The organism is Shimia thalassica (genome assembly GCF_001458215.1).
Classification (GTDB): Bacteria; Pseudomonadota; Alphaproteobacteria; order Rhodobacterales; family Rhodobacteraceae; genus Shimia; species Shimia thalassica.
Window position 1 is genome coordinate 624,464 of the sequence record NZ_CYTW01000001.1, and the last position, 14,601, is coordinate 639,064.

The 14,601-nt window shown below is 56.7% G+C and carries 15 protein-coding genes; 9 read left to right on the forward strand and 6 right to left on the reverse strand.

Annotated features, from left to right (window positions below):
* Nucleotides 1-23: 23 nt before the first annotated feature.
* From hflK to PH7735_RS02925, 4 genes are all read left to right on the forward strand, one after another.
* Entirely contained in the window at nucleotides 24-1,187 is a 1,164-nt protein-coding gene (hflK, locus tag PH7735_RS02910; protein WP_058309818.1) for an FtsH protease activity modulator HflK, read from the forward strand.
* Entirely contained in the window at nucleotides 1,184-2,053 is an 870-nt protein-coding gene (gene hflC / locus PH7735_RS02915) for a protease modulator HflC (protein ID WP_058309819.1), read from the forward strand. The genes hflK and hflC overlap by 4 nt, the downstream gene beginning before the upstream one ends.
* The gene (locus tag PH7735_RS02920) at nucleotides 2,050-2,247 is read left to right on the forward strand and encodes a DUF2065 domain-containing protein (protein ID WP_199534964.1); all 198 of its coding nucleotides are present in this window, start codon (nucleotides 2,050-2,052) and stop codon (nucleotides 2,245-2,247) included. Before hflC ends, PH7735_RS02920 begins: the two co-directional genes overlap by 4 nt.
* Before the next feature lie 248 nt (nucleotides 2,248-2,495).
* Complete coding sequence (locus tag PH7735_RS02925) at nucleotides 2,496-3,872, forward strand: DegQ family serine endoprotease (protein ID WP_082645183.1); 1,377 nt, start codon at nucleotides 2,496-2,498, stop codon at nucleotides 3,870-3,872.
* 73 nt (nucleotides 3,873-3,945) lie between these two features.
* Here PH7735_RS02925 and PH7735_RS02930 read toward each other — a convergent pair whose 3' ends face one another.
* Nucleotides 3,946-4,491 (reverse strand): peptidoglycan-binding domain-containing protein, encoded by a 546-nt coding sequence (locus PH7735_RS02930; protein WP_058311114.1) that lies wholly within the window; start codon nucleotides 4,489-4,491, stop codon nucleotides 3,946-3,948.
* Between the two features lie 229 nt (nucleotides 4,492-4,720).
* Here PH7735_RS02930 and PH7735_RS02935 point away from each other — a divergent pair, with 229 nt between their 5' ends.
* The gene (locus PH7735_RS02935; protein WP_058309821.1) at nucleotides 4,721-5,044 is read left to right on the forward strand and encodes a 2Fe-2S iron-sulfur cluster-binding protein; all 324 of its coding nucleotides are present in this window, start codon (nucleotides 4,721-4,723) and stop codon (nucleotides 5,042-5,044) included.
* Nucleotides 5,044-5,820: an FG-GAP repeat domain-containing protein gene (locus PH7735_RS02940; RefSeq protein ID WP_233488264.1), complete on the forward strand. Its 777-nt coding sequence runs from the start codon at nucleotides 5,044-5,046 to the stop codon at nucleotides 5,818-5,820. Before PH7735_RS02935 ends, PH7735_RS02940 begins: the two co-directional genes overlap by 1 nt.
* A gap of 23 nt (nucleotides 5,821-5,843) precedes the next feature.
* Here the strand turns inward: PH7735_RS02940 and PH7735_RS02945 are convergent, their stop codons facing one another.
* The 3 genes from PH7735_RS02945 to purD all read right to left on the reverse strand — a co-directional run bounded on the left by PH7735_RS02945 (nucleotide 5,844) and on the right by purD (nucleotide 8,833).
* Complete coding sequence (locus tag PH7735_RS02945; RefSeq protein ID WP_199534981.1) at nucleotides 5,844-6,467, reverse strand: LuxR C-terminal-related transcriptional regulator; 624 nt, start codon at nucleotides 6,465-6,467, stop codon at nucleotides 5,844-5,846.
* Nucleotides 6,468-6,557: 90 nt separating this feature from the next.
* Complete coding sequence (locus tag PH7735_RS02950) at nucleotides 6,558-7,451, reverse strand: bestrophin family protein (protein WP_058309823.1); 894 nt, start codon at nucleotides 7,449-7,451, stop codon at nucleotides 6,558-6,560.
* A 119-nt stretch (nucleotides 7,452-7,570) separates the two neighbouring features.
* Complete coding sequence (gene purD, locus PH7735_RS02955) at nucleotides 7,571-8,833, reverse strand: phosphoribosylamine--glycine ligase (protein WP_058309824.1); 1,263 nt, start codon at nucleotides 8,831-8,833, stop codon at nucleotides 7,571-7,573.
* 76 nt (nucleotides 8,834-8,909) lie between these two features.
* Here purD and xseA point away from each other — a divergent pair, with 76 nt between their 5' ends.
* Nucleotides 8,910-10,394, forward strand: coding sequence for an exodeoxyribonuclease VII large subunit (gene xseA / locus PH7735_RS02960; protein ID WP_058309825.1), 1,485 nt, complete (start codon nucleotides 8,910-8,912; stop codon nucleotides 10,392-10,394).
* 5 nt (nucleotides 10,395-10,399) lie between these two features.
* Here xseA and PH7735_RS02965 read toward each other — a convergent pair whose 3' ends face one another.
* Both PH7735_RS02965 and PH7735_RS02970 read right to left on the reverse strand, forming a co-directional pair.
* Nucleotides 10,400-10,789, reverse strand: coding sequence for a hypothetical protein (locus PH7735_RS02965; RefSeq protein ID WP_058309826.1), 390 nt, complete (start codon nucleotides 10,787-10,789; stop codon nucleotides 10,400-10,402).
* A gap of 39 nt (nucleotides 10,790-10,828) precedes the next feature.
* Nucleotides 10,829-11,863 carry an alkane 1-monooxygenase gene (locus PH7735_RS02970; protein WP_058309827.1) on the reverse strand — a complete coding sequence of 345 codons (1,035 nt, stop codon included), beginning with the start codon at nucleotides 11,861-11,863 and terminating at the stop codon, nucleotides 10,829-10,831.
* Between the two features lie 179 nt (nucleotides 11,864-12,042).
* Between PH7735_RS02970 and PH7735_RS02975 the strand changes: the two genes are divergently transcribed.
* Both PH7735_RS02975 and PH7735_RS02980 read left to right on the forward strand, forming a co-directional pair.
* Nucleotides 12,043-13,731 carry an NAD(P)H-dependent oxidoreductase subunit E gene (locus PH7735_RS02975; protein WP_058309828.1) on the forward strand — a complete coding sequence of 563 codons (1,689 nt, stop codon included), beginning with the start codon at nucleotides 12,043-12,045 and terminating at the stop codon, nucleotides 13,729-13,731.
* 176 nt (nucleotides 13,732-13,907) lie between these two features.
* A complete protein-coding gene (locus tag PH7735_RS02980) occupies nucleotides 13,908-14,588 on the forward strand; it encodes a lysoplasmalogenase (protein ID WP_058309829.1) in 681 nt (226 codons plus the stop codon).
* Nucleotides 14,589-14,601 lie beyond the last annotated feature (13 nt).

The window sequence follows — 14,601 nt, forward strand, 5'->3', positions numbered from 1 at the left end:
AGTTAGGGAAGGGATGAACCTTTATGGCAGGGAATAGTGGCGGCCCGTGGGGCGGCGGCGGAAATCAAGGCGGCAGTGGGGGCGGCGGTGGAAACCGTGGCAACAACGGCGGCAATAACGGTGGCGGCGGCGGTGGTCGTGGCCCCGGTGATGAAGGCCCCCAGATCCCCGATATCGATGAGCTGATGAAAAAAGGCCAAGATCAACTGCGTGTCCTTATGGGCGGTCGCGGTGGCAATGGCACTGGTCAAGGTGGGGGCGGACAACGCCCTGCCGGTGGCGGCGGTATCAATAAAGGTATGGTTGGGCTCGGAGCGCTTGCCGCTGTTGTTGCATGGGGCATGGCGAGCTTCTATTCGGTCAAGCCCGAAGAAAAATCGGTCGAGCTGTTCCTGGGCAAGTACTATGCCACAGGCGAGCCTGGTTTGAACTTTGCGCCTTGGCCTTTCGTTACAGCAGAAATCCTGCCTGTGACCCGCGAGCAAACCGAAGAAATCCCATCTTCGGGACGTTCGGGTGATGGCCTGATGCTGACTGGAGACGAAAACATCGTCGACATCGATTTTCAGGTTGTTTGGAACATCGGTGATCCAGCGCAATACCTGTTTAACCTGCGCGATCCTCGCAACACGATCCGTGCAGTGTCAGAATCCGCGATGCGCGAGATTATCGCTCAATCCGAGCTTGCTCCGGTTTTGAACCGTGACCGTGGTGTCATTGCGGACCGTCTTCAGGAACTTATCCAGTCAACACTCGATAGCTATGACTCTGGTGTCAACGTCGTTCGGGTCAACTTTGACGGTGCGGATCCGCCCGAGCCCGTAAAAGACAGCTTCCGCGAAGTGCAGTCTGCTTCGCAGGAACGTGACCGTCTTGAAAAGCAAGCTGACGCCTATGCAAACCGTGTTCTTGCTGGGGCCCGTGGTGAAGCCGCGCAGGTTCTGGAAGAATCCGAAGCGTATCGGGCGCAGGTTGTGAACGAAGCTGAAGGTGAAGCCAGCCGTTTCTCGGCTGTTCTGGAAGAATACCAGAAGGCACCGGAAGTCACCCGTAAACGTCTCTATCTGGAAACGATGGAAGAAGTTCTGGGTCGTGTCGACAAAGTGATCATCGACGAACAGAGCGGTGGACAGGGCGTTGTACCTTACCTGCCTCTGAACGAACTGAATAAGGGAGCAAAGCAATGAGGAAGACAACTTTCCTGCTGCCCATCCTCGTCGTAGCGGTCGTCGCGATTTACTCGGCACTGTTCATTGTTGATGAGCGTGAAAAAGCGCTGGTTTTGCAATTCGGTCGTGTCGTTGACGTGAAAGAAGAGCCGGGCCTTTATTTCAAGCTGCCTGTCATCCAAGAGGTCGTGTCCTATGATGACCGTATCCTCAGCCGCGAAGTTGGCCCGCTTGAGATCACCCCGAAAGATGATCGTCGTTTGATCGTCGACGCGTTTGCACGGTATCGCATTGCCGATGTCGTTCAGTTCCGTCAGGCGGTTGGTACAGGTGGTATCGCGCAAGCGGAACTGCGTCTGGACAACATCCTGCGGTCGCAAACACGTGAAGTTTTGGGGCAGGTCAGCTCGAACGACATTCTGTCGTCTGACCGGGCTGCTTTGATGCTGCGTATCCGGAACGCCGCAATTTCCGAGGCCCGTGGTTTGGGTCTGGAAGTCATCGACGTTCGCCTGAAGCGTACAGATTTGCCACAAGCCAACCTTGAAGCAACCTTTGCACGGATGCGCGCAGAGCGTGAACGGGAAGCTGCCGACGAGATCGCACGTGGTGAAGAAGCCGCTCAACGTGTTCGCGCCCAAGCTGACCGTACCGTGGTCGAGCTGGTCTCGGATGCGAACCGTCAGTCTGAAATCGTTCGCGGTGAAGCTGATGCGAAGCGGAACGCCATTTTTGCCGGTGCCTTTGGTGCGGACCCTGAATTCTTTGAATTCTACCGCTCGTTGGCCGCCTATCGCGGTGCCCTTCTCGAAGGGAACTCGACCATGGTGATGTCGCCAGACAGTGACTTCTTCAACTATCTGAAGTCGGCGACCCCTGAATGATCGGGACCGCCTTACTGGCGATTGGCCTTGTGCTGATTATCGAGGGGCTGGTGTACGCACTGGCCCCTTCGCTTATTGAAAGCTTGCTGGAAGCGTTGCGCGCTTTGCCCGAAAACCAGCGGCGAAATATGGGATTGGCCGCAATGGCCCTTGGCGTTGTGTTTGTCTGGCTGGCAAAATCACTCGGGGCCTAGCCCCCTTTAGGATCATTGTTTCAATCTCATCACGATATGTTCACATTATTTTGTGGGCTTGCGATGTGCGCTAGGTTGCAGATGATAGAGTGCATCGCCACTTTTAGACCAGTCCAGAGCACGGCGCCTTCCGGCTGTCTTGCTACAAAAGAAATACAGGAGACAAGTCATTGACTACTCAGGCAATCGCAAGCCGACCAATCGCGCAAGCCCGCGGTCTTTGGGTCGCCGTGGTGGCTCTGATTGTGATGGTGGCACAAACCACAATCGCGCAGGCCCGTCCCGAAAGTTTTGCTGATCTCGCCGAAAAGATCAGCCCCGCAGTCGTCAACATTACTACTTCGACTGTCGTTGCAGGGCGGACCGGCCCACAGGGTATCGTGCCCGAAGGGTCGCCGTTCGAAGATTTTTTCCGTGAATTCCAAGACCGTCAGGGCGAGGGTGATCGCCCGCGTCGTACATCGGCTCTCGGGTCCGGTTTTGTCATTTCCGAAGACGGGTATGTCGTGACCAACAACCACGTGATTGACGGCGCAGACGAAATCCTGATCGAGTTCTTTTCGGGTGAGGAATTGCCCGCGAAGCTGATTGGTAAAGATCCAAACACCGATATCGCCCTGTTGAAAGTCGAGTCAGACAAGCCGCTGCCATATGTTTCATTTGGGAACAGCGATACGGCACGTGTGGGTGACTGGGTGGTTGCCATGGGGAACCCTCTTGGCCAAGGGTTTTCGGTGTCGGCCGGCATCGTTTCGGCACGCAACCGTGCCCTGTCGGGCAGCTATGATGACTACATCCAGACTGATGCCGCGATTAACCGAGGCAACTCTGGGGGACCGTTGTTCAACATGGACGGCGAAGTTGTCGGTGTGAACACGGCGATTTTGTCACCAAACGGCGGATCGATCGGGATCGGGTTCTCGATGACTTCCAATGTTGTGACCAAAGTTGTCAAACAGTTGAAAGAATTTGGCGAGACCCGCCGCGGGTGGTTGGGTGTGCGCATCCAGAACGTCACCGAAGACATGGTCGAAGCGGTTGATGGCCTGGACGAAGCGTCCGGTGCGATGGTGACGGATGTTCCAGAAGGCCCGGCCAAGGAAGCCGGCCTGCAAGCTGGCGATGTGATCACCATGTTCGACGGAAACGAGGTCAAAGACGTGCGTGGTCTGGTCCGCCAGGTGGGCAACACCGACGTTGGCAAAACCGTGCGTGTGATTGTGCTGCGCGATGGTGCGACACAGACACTGAAAGTGACATTGGGCCGTCGTGAAACCGCGGAAAGCGCAGGACCGGAAGCCGTACCTGCCGAGCCTGAAACGGTTGAAAAAGATGTGCTTGGCTTGACCGTCACCCCGCTGACAGAAGAAATGCGTTCGGAACTGGGCGTTGCAGAAGGCACGGAAGGTCTTGTCGTCACGAAGGTAGACGAGGCTTCGAAAGCCTTTGAAAAAGGCCTTCGCGCAGGGGACGTTCTCACCGAGGCAAGCCAGCAAAAGCTGACCAGTGTTGATGATCTGGAAACGCGCATTGCCGAAGCAAAAGAAGCAGGGCGTAAATCCCTCTTGCTGCTTGTGCGTCGTGGCGGTGAACCCCGTTTCGTTGCGCTGAATATCGAAGACTAAAAAGGTCATAGGCTTAAACGAAAAGGGGCGCCGCGCGGTGCCCCTTTTTTCTTTGTTCAGCGGTGGACCTGTCTCAGGTCTTGTCGCGTTCCACCGCGACCAATCCAAGTGATCGGGCCGCTTCGAGTGACAGGATCGAACTGTCCAACCCTTGCGGAGATTGAAAACGCCGGATCGCGGAAAGCGTTCTCTTGTCCCGAACGCCCGTCACCGCACCATGATAGAAGCCACGGGCCGCGAGGGCACGCTGTACAGAAGAGGTGAATTCTTCGGTCCAGACATCTTCACACGGGGTTTGGAACCAGGTTTCCCGGCGTTCCTTGACGATTTTTTGGCGGGTTTCACTTCGGAAAATGGCTGGTGAAATAACCGTGCCGTCATCCAGAACTTCGGCGGGTTGCACCATGACCTGTTCAGTTACGGTTTCAATCGTGGCGGGCGACACTTCGCGTCCCCAGCATGTACCGGGCTCGGCCCCCGGCGGGGCCAGAGCAACACTGCGCACCAGATCGGGTTCTCTGAGCGCTTCGAGATCCTGCGCAACAGCGCCGGTTTCTTCGCAACCGACCAAAGGCAGCGTTGCCAGAAGCGTCAGCGGTAACAGAAAGCGAATGGTCATGCGCGGGCCTCGGATGTGCAATTGGTGGCACTGGTTTGGGTCTTCATACCCTTCTTTCGCGTTCGCAGAAAGCTTTATGCCACTTTGCATCTGTGTCGCACAAAACAGCAGCAAGGCAAAACTCTGCGAGAATTGTCACAAGTGACACGCTCATAGTCGCAAATTGGGGTGGCAGAGTTCGTGTCTGGATACTAATTAGGAACAAACACACGCAAGGAAAGTTCCAGTCATGGCAAAAATTACCTATGTCGAACACAACGGTACCGAGCATACAGTTGACGTGGCCAACGGCCTGACTGTTATGGAAGGTGCCCGCGACAACAATATCCCCGGCATCGAAGCGGATTGCGGCGGGGCATGTGCCTGTTCGACCTGTCACGTTTACCTGCACCCAGATTGGGTCGAGAAAGTGCCAGCCAAAGATGACATGGAAGAAGACATGCTCGACTTTGCTTACGAGCCTGATCCCGCACGGTCGCGTCTGACTTGTCAGATCAAGGTGACCGACGAACTGGACGGTCTGGTTGTGCAAATGCCGGAAAAACAAATCTGATGCTGGCGATGGCGCGGCGTCACGGTTTGTTCTTTTTGCCGCGTCACGTACGCCGCGCGGCCCTTGTGTCGCTCTTTGTTTTGGCGGGGGGCGCAAGCGCTTTTGCCGACATCGTCTCGGCACGATACGTCGACCCAACGTCGGTCTATGCCCATGGCGCAGTGCCCGAAGGCGAATATGCCGGTATCGAGTTTCGCCTGTCGGGGGGGCGTGTTCTGACGTCTTCCGCGGGCGAGGCTGTTTACGAAGATACAGCACCCCGTCTGGTCGATGTGAACGGCGACGGCACGCCAGAAGTTCTGAGTGTCATTTCCTATTTCGACCGCGGTGCGGCGTTGCGCATCTGGGGGGAAGTCGCGGATGCGACGACCGCCAGTGGCACTTCTATGGCGGTTCTTGCAGAAACCCCCGCGATTGGGCGACGCCATCGCTGGTTGGCGGTTGTCGGCGCAGCTGATCTGGATGGGGACGGATATGTCGAAATTGCCTATATCGACCGCCCGCACCTGGCCAAGACCCTGCGGGTCTGGAGGTATCGCGACGGGACCCTGACGCAGGTTGCAGAGCAAGGGGGCCTCACCAATCACCGGATTGGAGAGACCCATATTTCCGGCGGCATTCGCGATTGTGGAGATGGTCCGGAAATGATCACGGCCACTGCGGATTGGACACGGATTATCGCAACCCGCTTTGCGGACGGCACATTGACCACCCGCGATATCGGACGGTTCACCGGACGCCGCAGCATGACCGAAGCGATGGCCTGTCGAGGTTAGTGCCCCCGCGTGCCAGAGTGACTTCAGCGTTTTGAGAACTGGTGGCCCGCATTGGTGACATGATCGCCACTGATGGTTCCAAGCGATTGAAACAAGGCGGCAGTATTGCTGGCGCCGAACTTTTTCAACAATTTGGCGCGGTGCACTTCGACAGTGCGATTCGACATCTTCAGAACAATCGCGATTTCTTTTGATGTCATGCCTTCACTCATCAGGGAAAACACTTCGCGTTCGCGACGGGTCAGCTGTTGGTAAGGACGCGTTCCGGACAGGTCCGCAAAGCTCCAGACTGCGCGCATTAACGGGTCTTCCGGCGTAAACGAATGCCCGCGCACACGGCACCAGAACAAATCACCACCTTTGCGCATCATGACCCGCTCATCCCAATACATGTTGGACTGGCGCAGCGACTCGACACCGCGATTGCGAATATTTGTGAACTCTTCCTGACTTGGATAGAGAATGGCAAAGGTCTGATCGCGCAAGGTTTCCCGAGGATAGCCGAACATGTCTGCGAAAGTCTGGTTACAATCGCGGATGACACGGTTTTCGGTCACGACGATCCCGACCGGCACAAAGTGATATGCCAGTTCGGTAAAGTCGCGGTTCTCGTAGGCCGCGTTGATCAAGGCGTCTGTTGATGACAATTCGGACACGTGTCCGTTCCCCGTTCTTGGATTTGAGGCACAATAAAACGCTGTCAGTGCGCTGGCAATTTTTTTAAGCGTGAAAAAGCGTTAGCTGAGATAATAGTTCGTAGGGCGCAGTGGGGCAGGCGGCGTCACCCCGATGTGTGGGGCCATGCTAATTTCAATGGTTCTGCACAAGGCATCCAGTGGCAGCCCGTTCACGGTTTCACCAAAGGGATGCGCCAGTTCTTCGGTCACTTCGGCCAATCCGAAAAAGACATAGGCCATGATGCAGACATAGACAGGGGTCATCCATCCGGCGCTGTCAATCAATGCCAGCGGGGTTAACAGGCAATAAAGGTATGTCGTTCTGAAGATCAGCAACGAATACACATAGGGCAAAGGCGTGGCAGCGATCCGCTCGCAACCGGCCTGTGCCGCACCGATATTCGCGATACGCTCGGACAGGGCCTTTTGTCCAAAACCATCCAGTGCCCCTTTTTCAGAGGCCTCGATCAGCAGCGCGTTCAGATCATTCAGGGCCGCACAGGGGGGATGGGGCTGAGAAGAATAGTCTTTGTGACACCAGTCACGCGCCTTTTGGTCGTCTGGTAATGCCCGAAGTTGGACACGGTGCAGATGGATAAAAGCCGTGGCCGTGCGCAATATCGAAAGACGCAGGTCTTTGTCTGTAATGAAAAGGTCGGTTTCCCGCGCCAATGACCGCATATCGGAAACTAGCTGCCCCCACAAACGGCGCCCTTCCCACCAGCGTTCAAAGGCAGCGTTGTTTCGAAATCCCAGAAACAGTGATAACGCCACCCCAAAAGCGGCCAAGGGGGCCGCACTGGTATGCGGTAACGTCAAGAAATCAGCGTCCAGTGCCACGATGACAATTGAAAACGCCAAAAGCCCGAGTAGACGCGGGGCCACCTTGGGCAGTACGGACCCTCGAATGGAAAACAACAAATCAAGAAGACGGGGCGTATCGCGAACAATCATCTAAATGTTCTCAACTCTTATGAAAGCGAGCATCAGACCGATTGTCCTGACTACGCTGTAAAAAGGGGGACAAAGCCCCCTCTTTTTATAAGTTCAGGCGCAGCATTTTGGGAAGCGTTTTAAAGAGCGCGCCACCCGATATCGCGACGGAAGAAACCGCCGGGCCAGTCAATCGCGTCAATCATGTCATAGGCGCGATCGCGGGCTTCCTGCAGCGATGCGCCACGCGCGGTGACGTTCAAAACGCGCCCGCCTGTTGCGATGACATCGCCATCTTTGGCTGCAGTGCCGGCATGGAAAACCATGTTTTTGCTGTCTTCGGGCTGGCCGTCCAGTCCTTTGATCACGCTGCCTTTTTCATACGATTCGGGATAGCCGTTGGCAGCCATGACCACGGTGATTGCGTGGTCGTCGGCCCAGTTCACCTTTGCGGTGTCTAGGCGTTCTTCGGCGGCGGCATGCATGAGGTCCATGGCTTGGGCACCAAGGCGCATCATCAGAACCTGACATTCCGGGTCGCCAAAGCGGACGTTGTATTCCACAAGGCGGGGCTGGCCGTCTTTGATCATCAGACCTGCATAGAGGATACCCTGATAAGGGACACCGCGTTTGGCCATTTCGTCCATTGTCGGGCGAATGATTTCGTCCATCGCCTTTTGCGCGATTTCATCGGTCAGGACAGGGGCAGGAGAATAGGCGCCCATGCCGCCCGTGTTCGGGCCAGTGTCGCCTTCGCCCACACGTTTGTGGTCTTGTGCGGTGCCGATGGGCAGCGCGGTTTTGCCGTCGCACAGGATAAAGAACGAGGCTTCTTCGCCGTCCATAAATTCTTCGATAACCACTTCTGCGCCAGCGCCACCAAAAGCGCCGCCGAACATGTCGTCGATGGCGTCCAAAGCGGTCTGTTCGTCCATCGCAACGATCACGCCTTTGCCCGCGGCCAAACCGTCGGCTTTGACAACGATGGGGGCACCTTGTTCGCGGATATAGGCCTTGGCCTGTGCGGCATCAGTGAAATGGCCATAGGCCGCTGTCGGGGCGTTTGCCGCGTCACAGACCTCTTTGGTGAAGCTTTTCGAGGCTTCGAGACGCGCGGCCCCTTCGGATGGGCCAAACACCAGAATGCCGGCCTCGCGCAGGCGATCTGCAACGCCGTTGGCCAGTGGGGCTTCGGGGCCGACGATGACGAACTCGATGGCGTTCTCTTCCGCAAAATTGACCACTGCACCGCCGTCGTTGATGTCAAAGCTGGCGCAGTCAGCGATTTTGGCAATGCCTGCATTTCCCGGTGCCACGATAAGCTTGTCGCATTTCGGGTTTTGCATGACAGCCCATGCCAGTGCATGCTCGCGTCCGCCGCTTCCGAGGATGAGGATATTCATTGGGGAGTGCCCTTCTGCTTGGCCTTCGTTCCCGCGCGTTCTAAGCTGTGGCGAACAGTCTGACAAGCGAGGCCAAATGTCCGACCTGATTGATTCCCCGATTGAGGGCGAAAATGCCCCGGAATTTAGCGTATCGGAAATTTCCGGCGCCCTGAAACGTACGATCGAAGGTGCCTTTGGTCGGGTTCGGGTACGCGGAGAAGTCGGCCGCGTGATGCTGGCGCGTTCGGGGCATCTTTATTTTGACGTGAAAGACGACCGGTCGGTTATCGCCGCAGTCAGCTGGAAAGGGCAGGTCAGTAAGCTGTCCATGATGCCGGAAGAAGGCATGGAAGTCATCGTAACCGGCAAGCTGACAACCTTTGGAAGCCAGTCGAAATACCAGATCAATGTCGATGACGTGACCGTGGCCGGTGAAGGCGCGTTGATGGCGATGCTGGAAAAGCGCAAGAAACAGCTTGCCGCCGAAGGATTGTTTGAGACGGACCGAAAACGGCCGTTGCCCTATTTGCCAGAAGTGATCGGTGTTGTGACGTCGCCCAGCGGGGCGGTGATCCGGGATATTCTGCACCGACTGCGCGAACGGTTTCCACGTAAAGTGATGATTTGGCCCGTCGCCGTTCAAGGTGATCAATGTGCGCCCCAGGTGGCGCGTGCCATCGACGGCTTTAACCGGATGACCCCCGGTGGGGCTATGCCGCGACCGGACTTGATTATCGTGGCGCGTGGCGGGGGCAGTATTGAGGATCTATGGGGATTTAACGAGGAAGTTGTCGCGCGTGCTGCGGCGGCCAGCGACATTCCCCTGATTTCGGCTGTTGGACACGAAACAGACACGACACTGATCGATTTTGTCTCTGATCGACGGGCGCCAACACCAACGGCCGCTGCAGAAATCGCGGTGCCTGTCCGCCTTGATCTGATGGGGTGGACGGATGAACAGGGGGGGCGTTTGACCCGTGCCTTGACCGAGGGCATCACGCGTCGGGGTCAACGTCTGCGGGACTTGTCGCGCGCCTTGCCGCGCCCCGAGACGTTGTTGCAATCGCCATCACAAAGGCTGGACAACGCGTCCGAAGCCTTGCCGCGCGCCCTTCAGGCTGGCGTGCAGCGCCGGCAGGTCAAACTGAGCGAAGTCAGCGGCAGCCTGCGTTCGTCAACACTGCAGCGCATGATTGATACCAAACGGCAGGCTTTGGGGCGGCGGTCTGACCGGTTGAGTCCTCTGGCTTTGACGCGTGAGGTTGCGCGACGCAGCGACAAGGTCTCTGACTTGTCCCGACGTCTGAACGAGGCTGGAACGCGCCGTGTCGAGACCCTGCGCGAGAGGTTGGGCAACCTTGACCGAATGCGGGAAACACTCGGGTATCAGGCCACGCTCGAGCGCGGTTATGCCGTGGTGCGTGGAGATGGCGATCTTGTGACGTCAACAAAAGCGGCAGGCAAAGCAGGCGAGATTGAACTCGAATTTGCAGATGGCCGGATCAAGCTCGGTTCAAAAGCCGCCCCGAAAAAGACCGCCAAACCCAAGCCGCCGCCAACCCAAGGCAGCCTTTTCTGAAAAGGCTAGACGCCGACGTCAGGGCCAAGGCACACCATCTCGTCGCCGCTTTCGACCTCGTAGAGGATTGTGGGGTCGTTGCCGGTGGCGAATTCGGCGCGCATGCCGTCTCCGTCCGTGTAAAATAGCCAGCATTGCGGTTCCGGGTTGTCCTCGTAAAGGAAACAGATTTCCGGCCCGTTTTCATACCAGACCCCATCCCGGCATTTCCCGTCCAGGAAAGACCACCGCACCCTGCGGTCGGGCAAGTATTCCTCGACGCCGTATCGTTGACCTTCGGCGCCGAAAAACAGGATTTTGCCGACAGTGCGGGCATCAAATTCCTGCGCAGTGAGTGGGGTGTCTGCCAATGCCGGTAGGGGCAGCAATAGAAAAAAGACAAATAGGTATCGCATAAGCCCAGCCTGCCAGAACGAGGCGCATCCTGCCAAGGTTTATTGCGCGGGTTTCTCAAGGGCTGCGACCCTCGGGTTCATAACACGGCGCCAGAAGTGAGGGAAAAGCGCAAGTGTTCCCATCACCGGCAATGAACGCGGCAGGGTTGGCATTGTCTGTTCATCCAGTCTTAACGAAGGATAGCTTCGCAGGGGATGCATGTGATGGTCCGAATGCCGTGGGGCGTTCAACATCAGGGCGGAACTATAGAAATGTGGTGTATTCCAACTGTGTTGTGGGCCGACAGGCTCTAGCTTGCCGTTGTCGCGAAGTGTCCGGCGCAGCCCGTAGTGCTGAACATAGTCCGAGACCAGCAGCTGCATCTGGGCATATCCCGTGAGTGCGACAAGAGCCAGAACACCGCCCGTTCCCCAAAAAACTGCTGCGACGATAATCATGGCAGCAGCGCCTGAAACATACGCAAGATAGGGGTGGCTCAAAACCGATGTCGGGGAATGCGCATTGGCCCGCATGCGGTTTTCTGCCTCAAGACCCGCACGGAAGGATCCGATCCAAGCACGGGGCCAGAAGTGATAGAAGCTTTCATTCAACGCGGGGCTGTTGGGGTCGCGGTCGCTGGCCACCCAGATGTGGTGTACTTTCGGGTGGGCAGAAGCATGATGCCCGAACAGCAAAGAGACATAGACCAAAATGCCCAGCCGCCTTGGAAAACGGGCCTGTTTATGGATCAATTCATGCGCGTTTGCGTTGCTGACCTGTCCAAAGAACAAACCAAACGCGATAAAACAGGCGATCCGTTCCAGCCACGACAGTCCGCTAGGGCCGCCTATGGCATAAACGGCGATCCAGATCAGGGCGAGATGCGCCAATCCCAGAAACACGGCAAGGCCTTGACCCACAGGGAATTCACCGTCTTGGCCTCGACGGGCGGCAGCCCCGTGCACCAGCCGGTCCATGACGTAAACAAAAACGGTTTGATATAGCACGGCAACGGCGCAGAAAATCCCGCCGAACAGACCCGCCAGAGTCAGGAAAGCGACTGGAAGAAGCGTGGCGATCGAGAACCAGAGCATAAGCGGCCTTGCCTGTGTGAAGCCTTGTTTCCCATCAAATGGGAACGCGCGCAAATCAGAAGTCAAACGGCAGAAACTTCAAGAGAACGCATACGGACGTATGCATGTCGCTTTTGGTATCCCTACCAGCCCCGACAAAAGGCTATTTTCCGACCTGAATCAAGATGAAGGAACCAAGGATGGCACTGGACGATTCGAAAAAAGGCATCTGGAAATCTGGCAAGGGCAAAGGCCGCAAAACCCCCAAAGGGCGCCAGCTGGATGATACAGCACACGCGGAAGTGCTCGAATTGCTGGGTGATCGCCCCCGCAACCGGGACCTGTTGATCGAATTTCTACATTTGATCCAGGATGCATATGGTCATTTGTCGGCCGCACACATCCGTGCCTTGGCCGAAGAGATGCGGACCGGACAGGCCGAAGTATATGAAGTTGCCAGCTTCTATGCGCATTTTGATGTCGTCAAAGAAGGCGAGACACCTCCGCCGGCGTTGACCATTCGGGTGTGTGATTCCCTGTCGTGTGAACTAGCTGGTGCGCAAGAGTTGAAGAAGGCGCTTGAGGACGGGCTTGACCCGACCGAGGTGCGTGTTCTTCGGGCGCCCTGCATGGGCCGTTGCGATACGGCTCCCACGCTCGAGTTGGGGCACAAACACATTGACCACGCCACACCGGAAAAGGTGTTGGCGGCCATTCATGCCGGTGAGACCCATGCCGTCATCCCCGACTATCAGGGGTATGCCGAATATGTGGCCGACGGTGGATATCGCAAGCTGAAAGAACTGCGCGCGAATGGAAACTGGGAAGAGGTTCAGGCCAAGATCAAAGAAGCCGGACTTCGTGGTCTGGGCGGCGCAGGTTTCCCGTCTGGCACCAAATGGGGCTTTGTGCGTGCGAACGCCGGGCCACGTTATGTGGCGGTGAATGGCGACGAAGGCGAACCCGGAACTTTCAAAGACCGGCATCACCTTGAACGTGAACCCCACATGTTCCTTGAAGGGATGTTGATCAGTGCATGGGCGGTAGAGGCCGACAAAGCCTTTATCTATATGCGTGACGAATACCCTGCGGTCCTTGAACTGTTGCGTCGCGAGATTGCCGCCCTCGAAAAAGCGGGTATTGTCGAACCCGGCTATATCGACCTTCGTCGTGGTGCAGGGGCCTATATCTGTGGCGAAGAAAGCGCGATGATCGAGTCAATCGAGGGCAAACGCGGCGAGCCGCGCCACCGTCCTCCGTTTGTGGCTCAGGTTGGTATCTTCGGCCAGCCCACATTGGTGCACAACGTGGAAACCCTCTATTGGGTGGCCCGCGTGTGCCGTGTTGGCCCCGAAGTCATGAATTCGGTCGAAAAGAACGGTCGCAAGGGGTTGAGAAACTATTCGGTTTCCGGTCGCGTCGCAAATCCGGGCGTATTTCTTTTGCCTGCGGGATCAACGATCACCGACATCATTGAGGCCGCTGGCGGTATGGCAGAGGGACATGTGTTCAAAGCCTATCAACCCGGCGGACCGTCGTCTGGTCTGTTGCCGGCCTCAATGAGCGATGTGCCGTTGGACTTTGATACTTTGCAGCCTCATGGCACCTTTATCGGGTCGGCTGCGGTTGTGGTCCTGTCGGAAAAAGACAGCGCCAAAGAGGCTGCCTTGAACATGCTGCGGTTCTTCGAGGATGAAAGCTGTGGCCAATGTACGCCATGCCGTGTCGGCTGTGAGAAAGCGGTCAAGCTGATGCAGGCCGACACATGGGACCAAGACCTGCTGGAAGAGTTGAGCCAGACAATGGTGGATGCATCGATCTGTGGTCTGGGGCAGGCTGCGCCAAACCCGATCCGCATGACCATCAAGCATTTCCCTGAAGAAGTCTGACGCAAGACCTCGTCAAGGTGACAGCGCCCCGGCAAATTGTCGGGGCGTTTTCGTTTGAAACACGAGGGTTGGCCTGTGCCTCGAGGTGGGCTTTATGCTCGTGGGTCCGCGACGGCATTGAAGACAGATCGCCCGCGCTGGGCTAGCCTGTCCGAAAAAAGGGAAGCTGTGCTCACATGACCGTTCTTGAAGAAATCGCGCTGCGGCAATCAACGATGTACACTTGCATCGTCGTTGGGTTGGTGTTTTCGGCTTTGTATGGCGCAGCTTTTTGTTATCGCGGACCAAGCAAGCTGAAAACCTTGATCAAGGCGGTGCCGTTGTTGGCATTTGCTGTGGCAGGGTTTGCCAATTTTGCGGCACCTTTGGTTGTGGGCGGGCTTGTCCTTTCTGCGGTAGGCGACATCGCATTGTCACGAGATGGCGAGAAACCCTTTTTGGTGGGTTTGGTTGCGTTCGCGACGGCGCATCTTCTCTACATCGTACATTTTTTTCAGATCGGGGATCTTTCTCTTGTTTCCCCAATTGCGGCCCTGGTGATCGTTGCTTTTGCAGTGTCGACCGAGTTCTGGCTCATCCCGCACACCGAAAAGATGAGGGCACCTGTCCGGGTTTATGTCTTGCTCATTTGCGGAATGGGGCTGAGTGCCTTGTCCCTTGACGAGCGTGACATCGCGGTTCTCGGGGCCTTTGCATTTATGGCGTCGGATACGATCTTGTCGATCCAGCTTTTTCGCATGAAAGAGACCTCGGGCTGGCAGGTGCCTGCCTCGGTTGCGCTTTGGGGGCTTTATGCACTGGGTCAATGTGCCATCCTTGTCGGGGCCGGCTTTGCGCGCCCGCTCTTTCAAATCTGACAAATCCCCATTA

Coding starts and splice junctions, on each gene's coding strand:
- hflK (WP_058309818.1), top strand. CDS start 24: ATGGCAGGGAATAGTGGCGGCCCGTGGGGCGGCGGCGGAAATCAAGGC.
- hflC (WP_058309819.1), top strand. CDS start 1,184: ATGAGGAAGACAACTTTCCTGCTGCCCATCCTCGTCGTAGCGGTCGTC.
- PH7735_RS02920 (WP_199534964.1), top strand. CDS start 2,050: ATGATCGGGACCGCCTTACTGGCGATTGGCCTTGTGCTGATTATCGAG.
- PH7735_RS02925 (WP_082645183.1), top strand. CDS start 2,496: ATGGTGGCACAAACCACAATCGCGCAGGCCCGTCCCGAAAGTTTTGCT.
- PH7735_RS02930 (WP_058311114.1), bottom strand. CDS start 4,491: ATGACCATTCGCTTTCTGTTACCGCTGACGCTTCTGGCAACGCTGCCT.
- PH7735_RS02935 (WP_058309821.1), top strand. CDS start 4,721: ATGGCAAAAATTACCTATGTCGAACACAACGGTACCGAGCATACAGTT.
- PH7735_RS02940 (WP_233488264.1), top strand. CDS start 5,044: ATGCTGGCGATGGCGCGGCGTCACGGTTTGTTCTTTTTGCCGCGTCAC.
- PH7735_RS02950 (WP_058309823.1), bottom strand. CDS start 7,451: ATGATTGTTCGCGATACGCCCCGTCTTCTTGATTTGTTGTTTTCCATT.
- purD (WP_058309824.1), bottom strand. CDS start 8,833: ATGAATATCCTCATCCTCGGAAGCGGCGGACGCGAGCATGCACTGGCA.
- xseA (WP_058309825.1), top strand. CDS start 8,910: ATGTCCGACCTGATTGATTCCCCGATTGAGGGCGAAAATGCCCCGGAA.
- PH7735_RS02965 (WP_058309826.1), bottom strand. CDS start 10,789: ATGCGATACCTATTTGTCTTTTTTCTATTGCTGCCCCTACCGGCATTG.
- PH7735_RS02970 (WP_058309827.1), bottom strand. CDS start 11,863: ATGCTCTGGTTCTCGATCGCCACGCTTCTTCCAGTCGCTTTCCTGACT.
- PH7735_RS02975 (WP_058309828.1), top strand. CDS start 12,043: ATGGCACTGGACGATTCGAAAAAAGGCATCTGGAAATCTGGCAAGGGC.
- PH7735_RS02980 (WP_058309829.1), top strand. CDS start 13,908: ATGACCGTTCTTGAAGAAATCGCGCTGCGGCAATCAACGATGTACACT.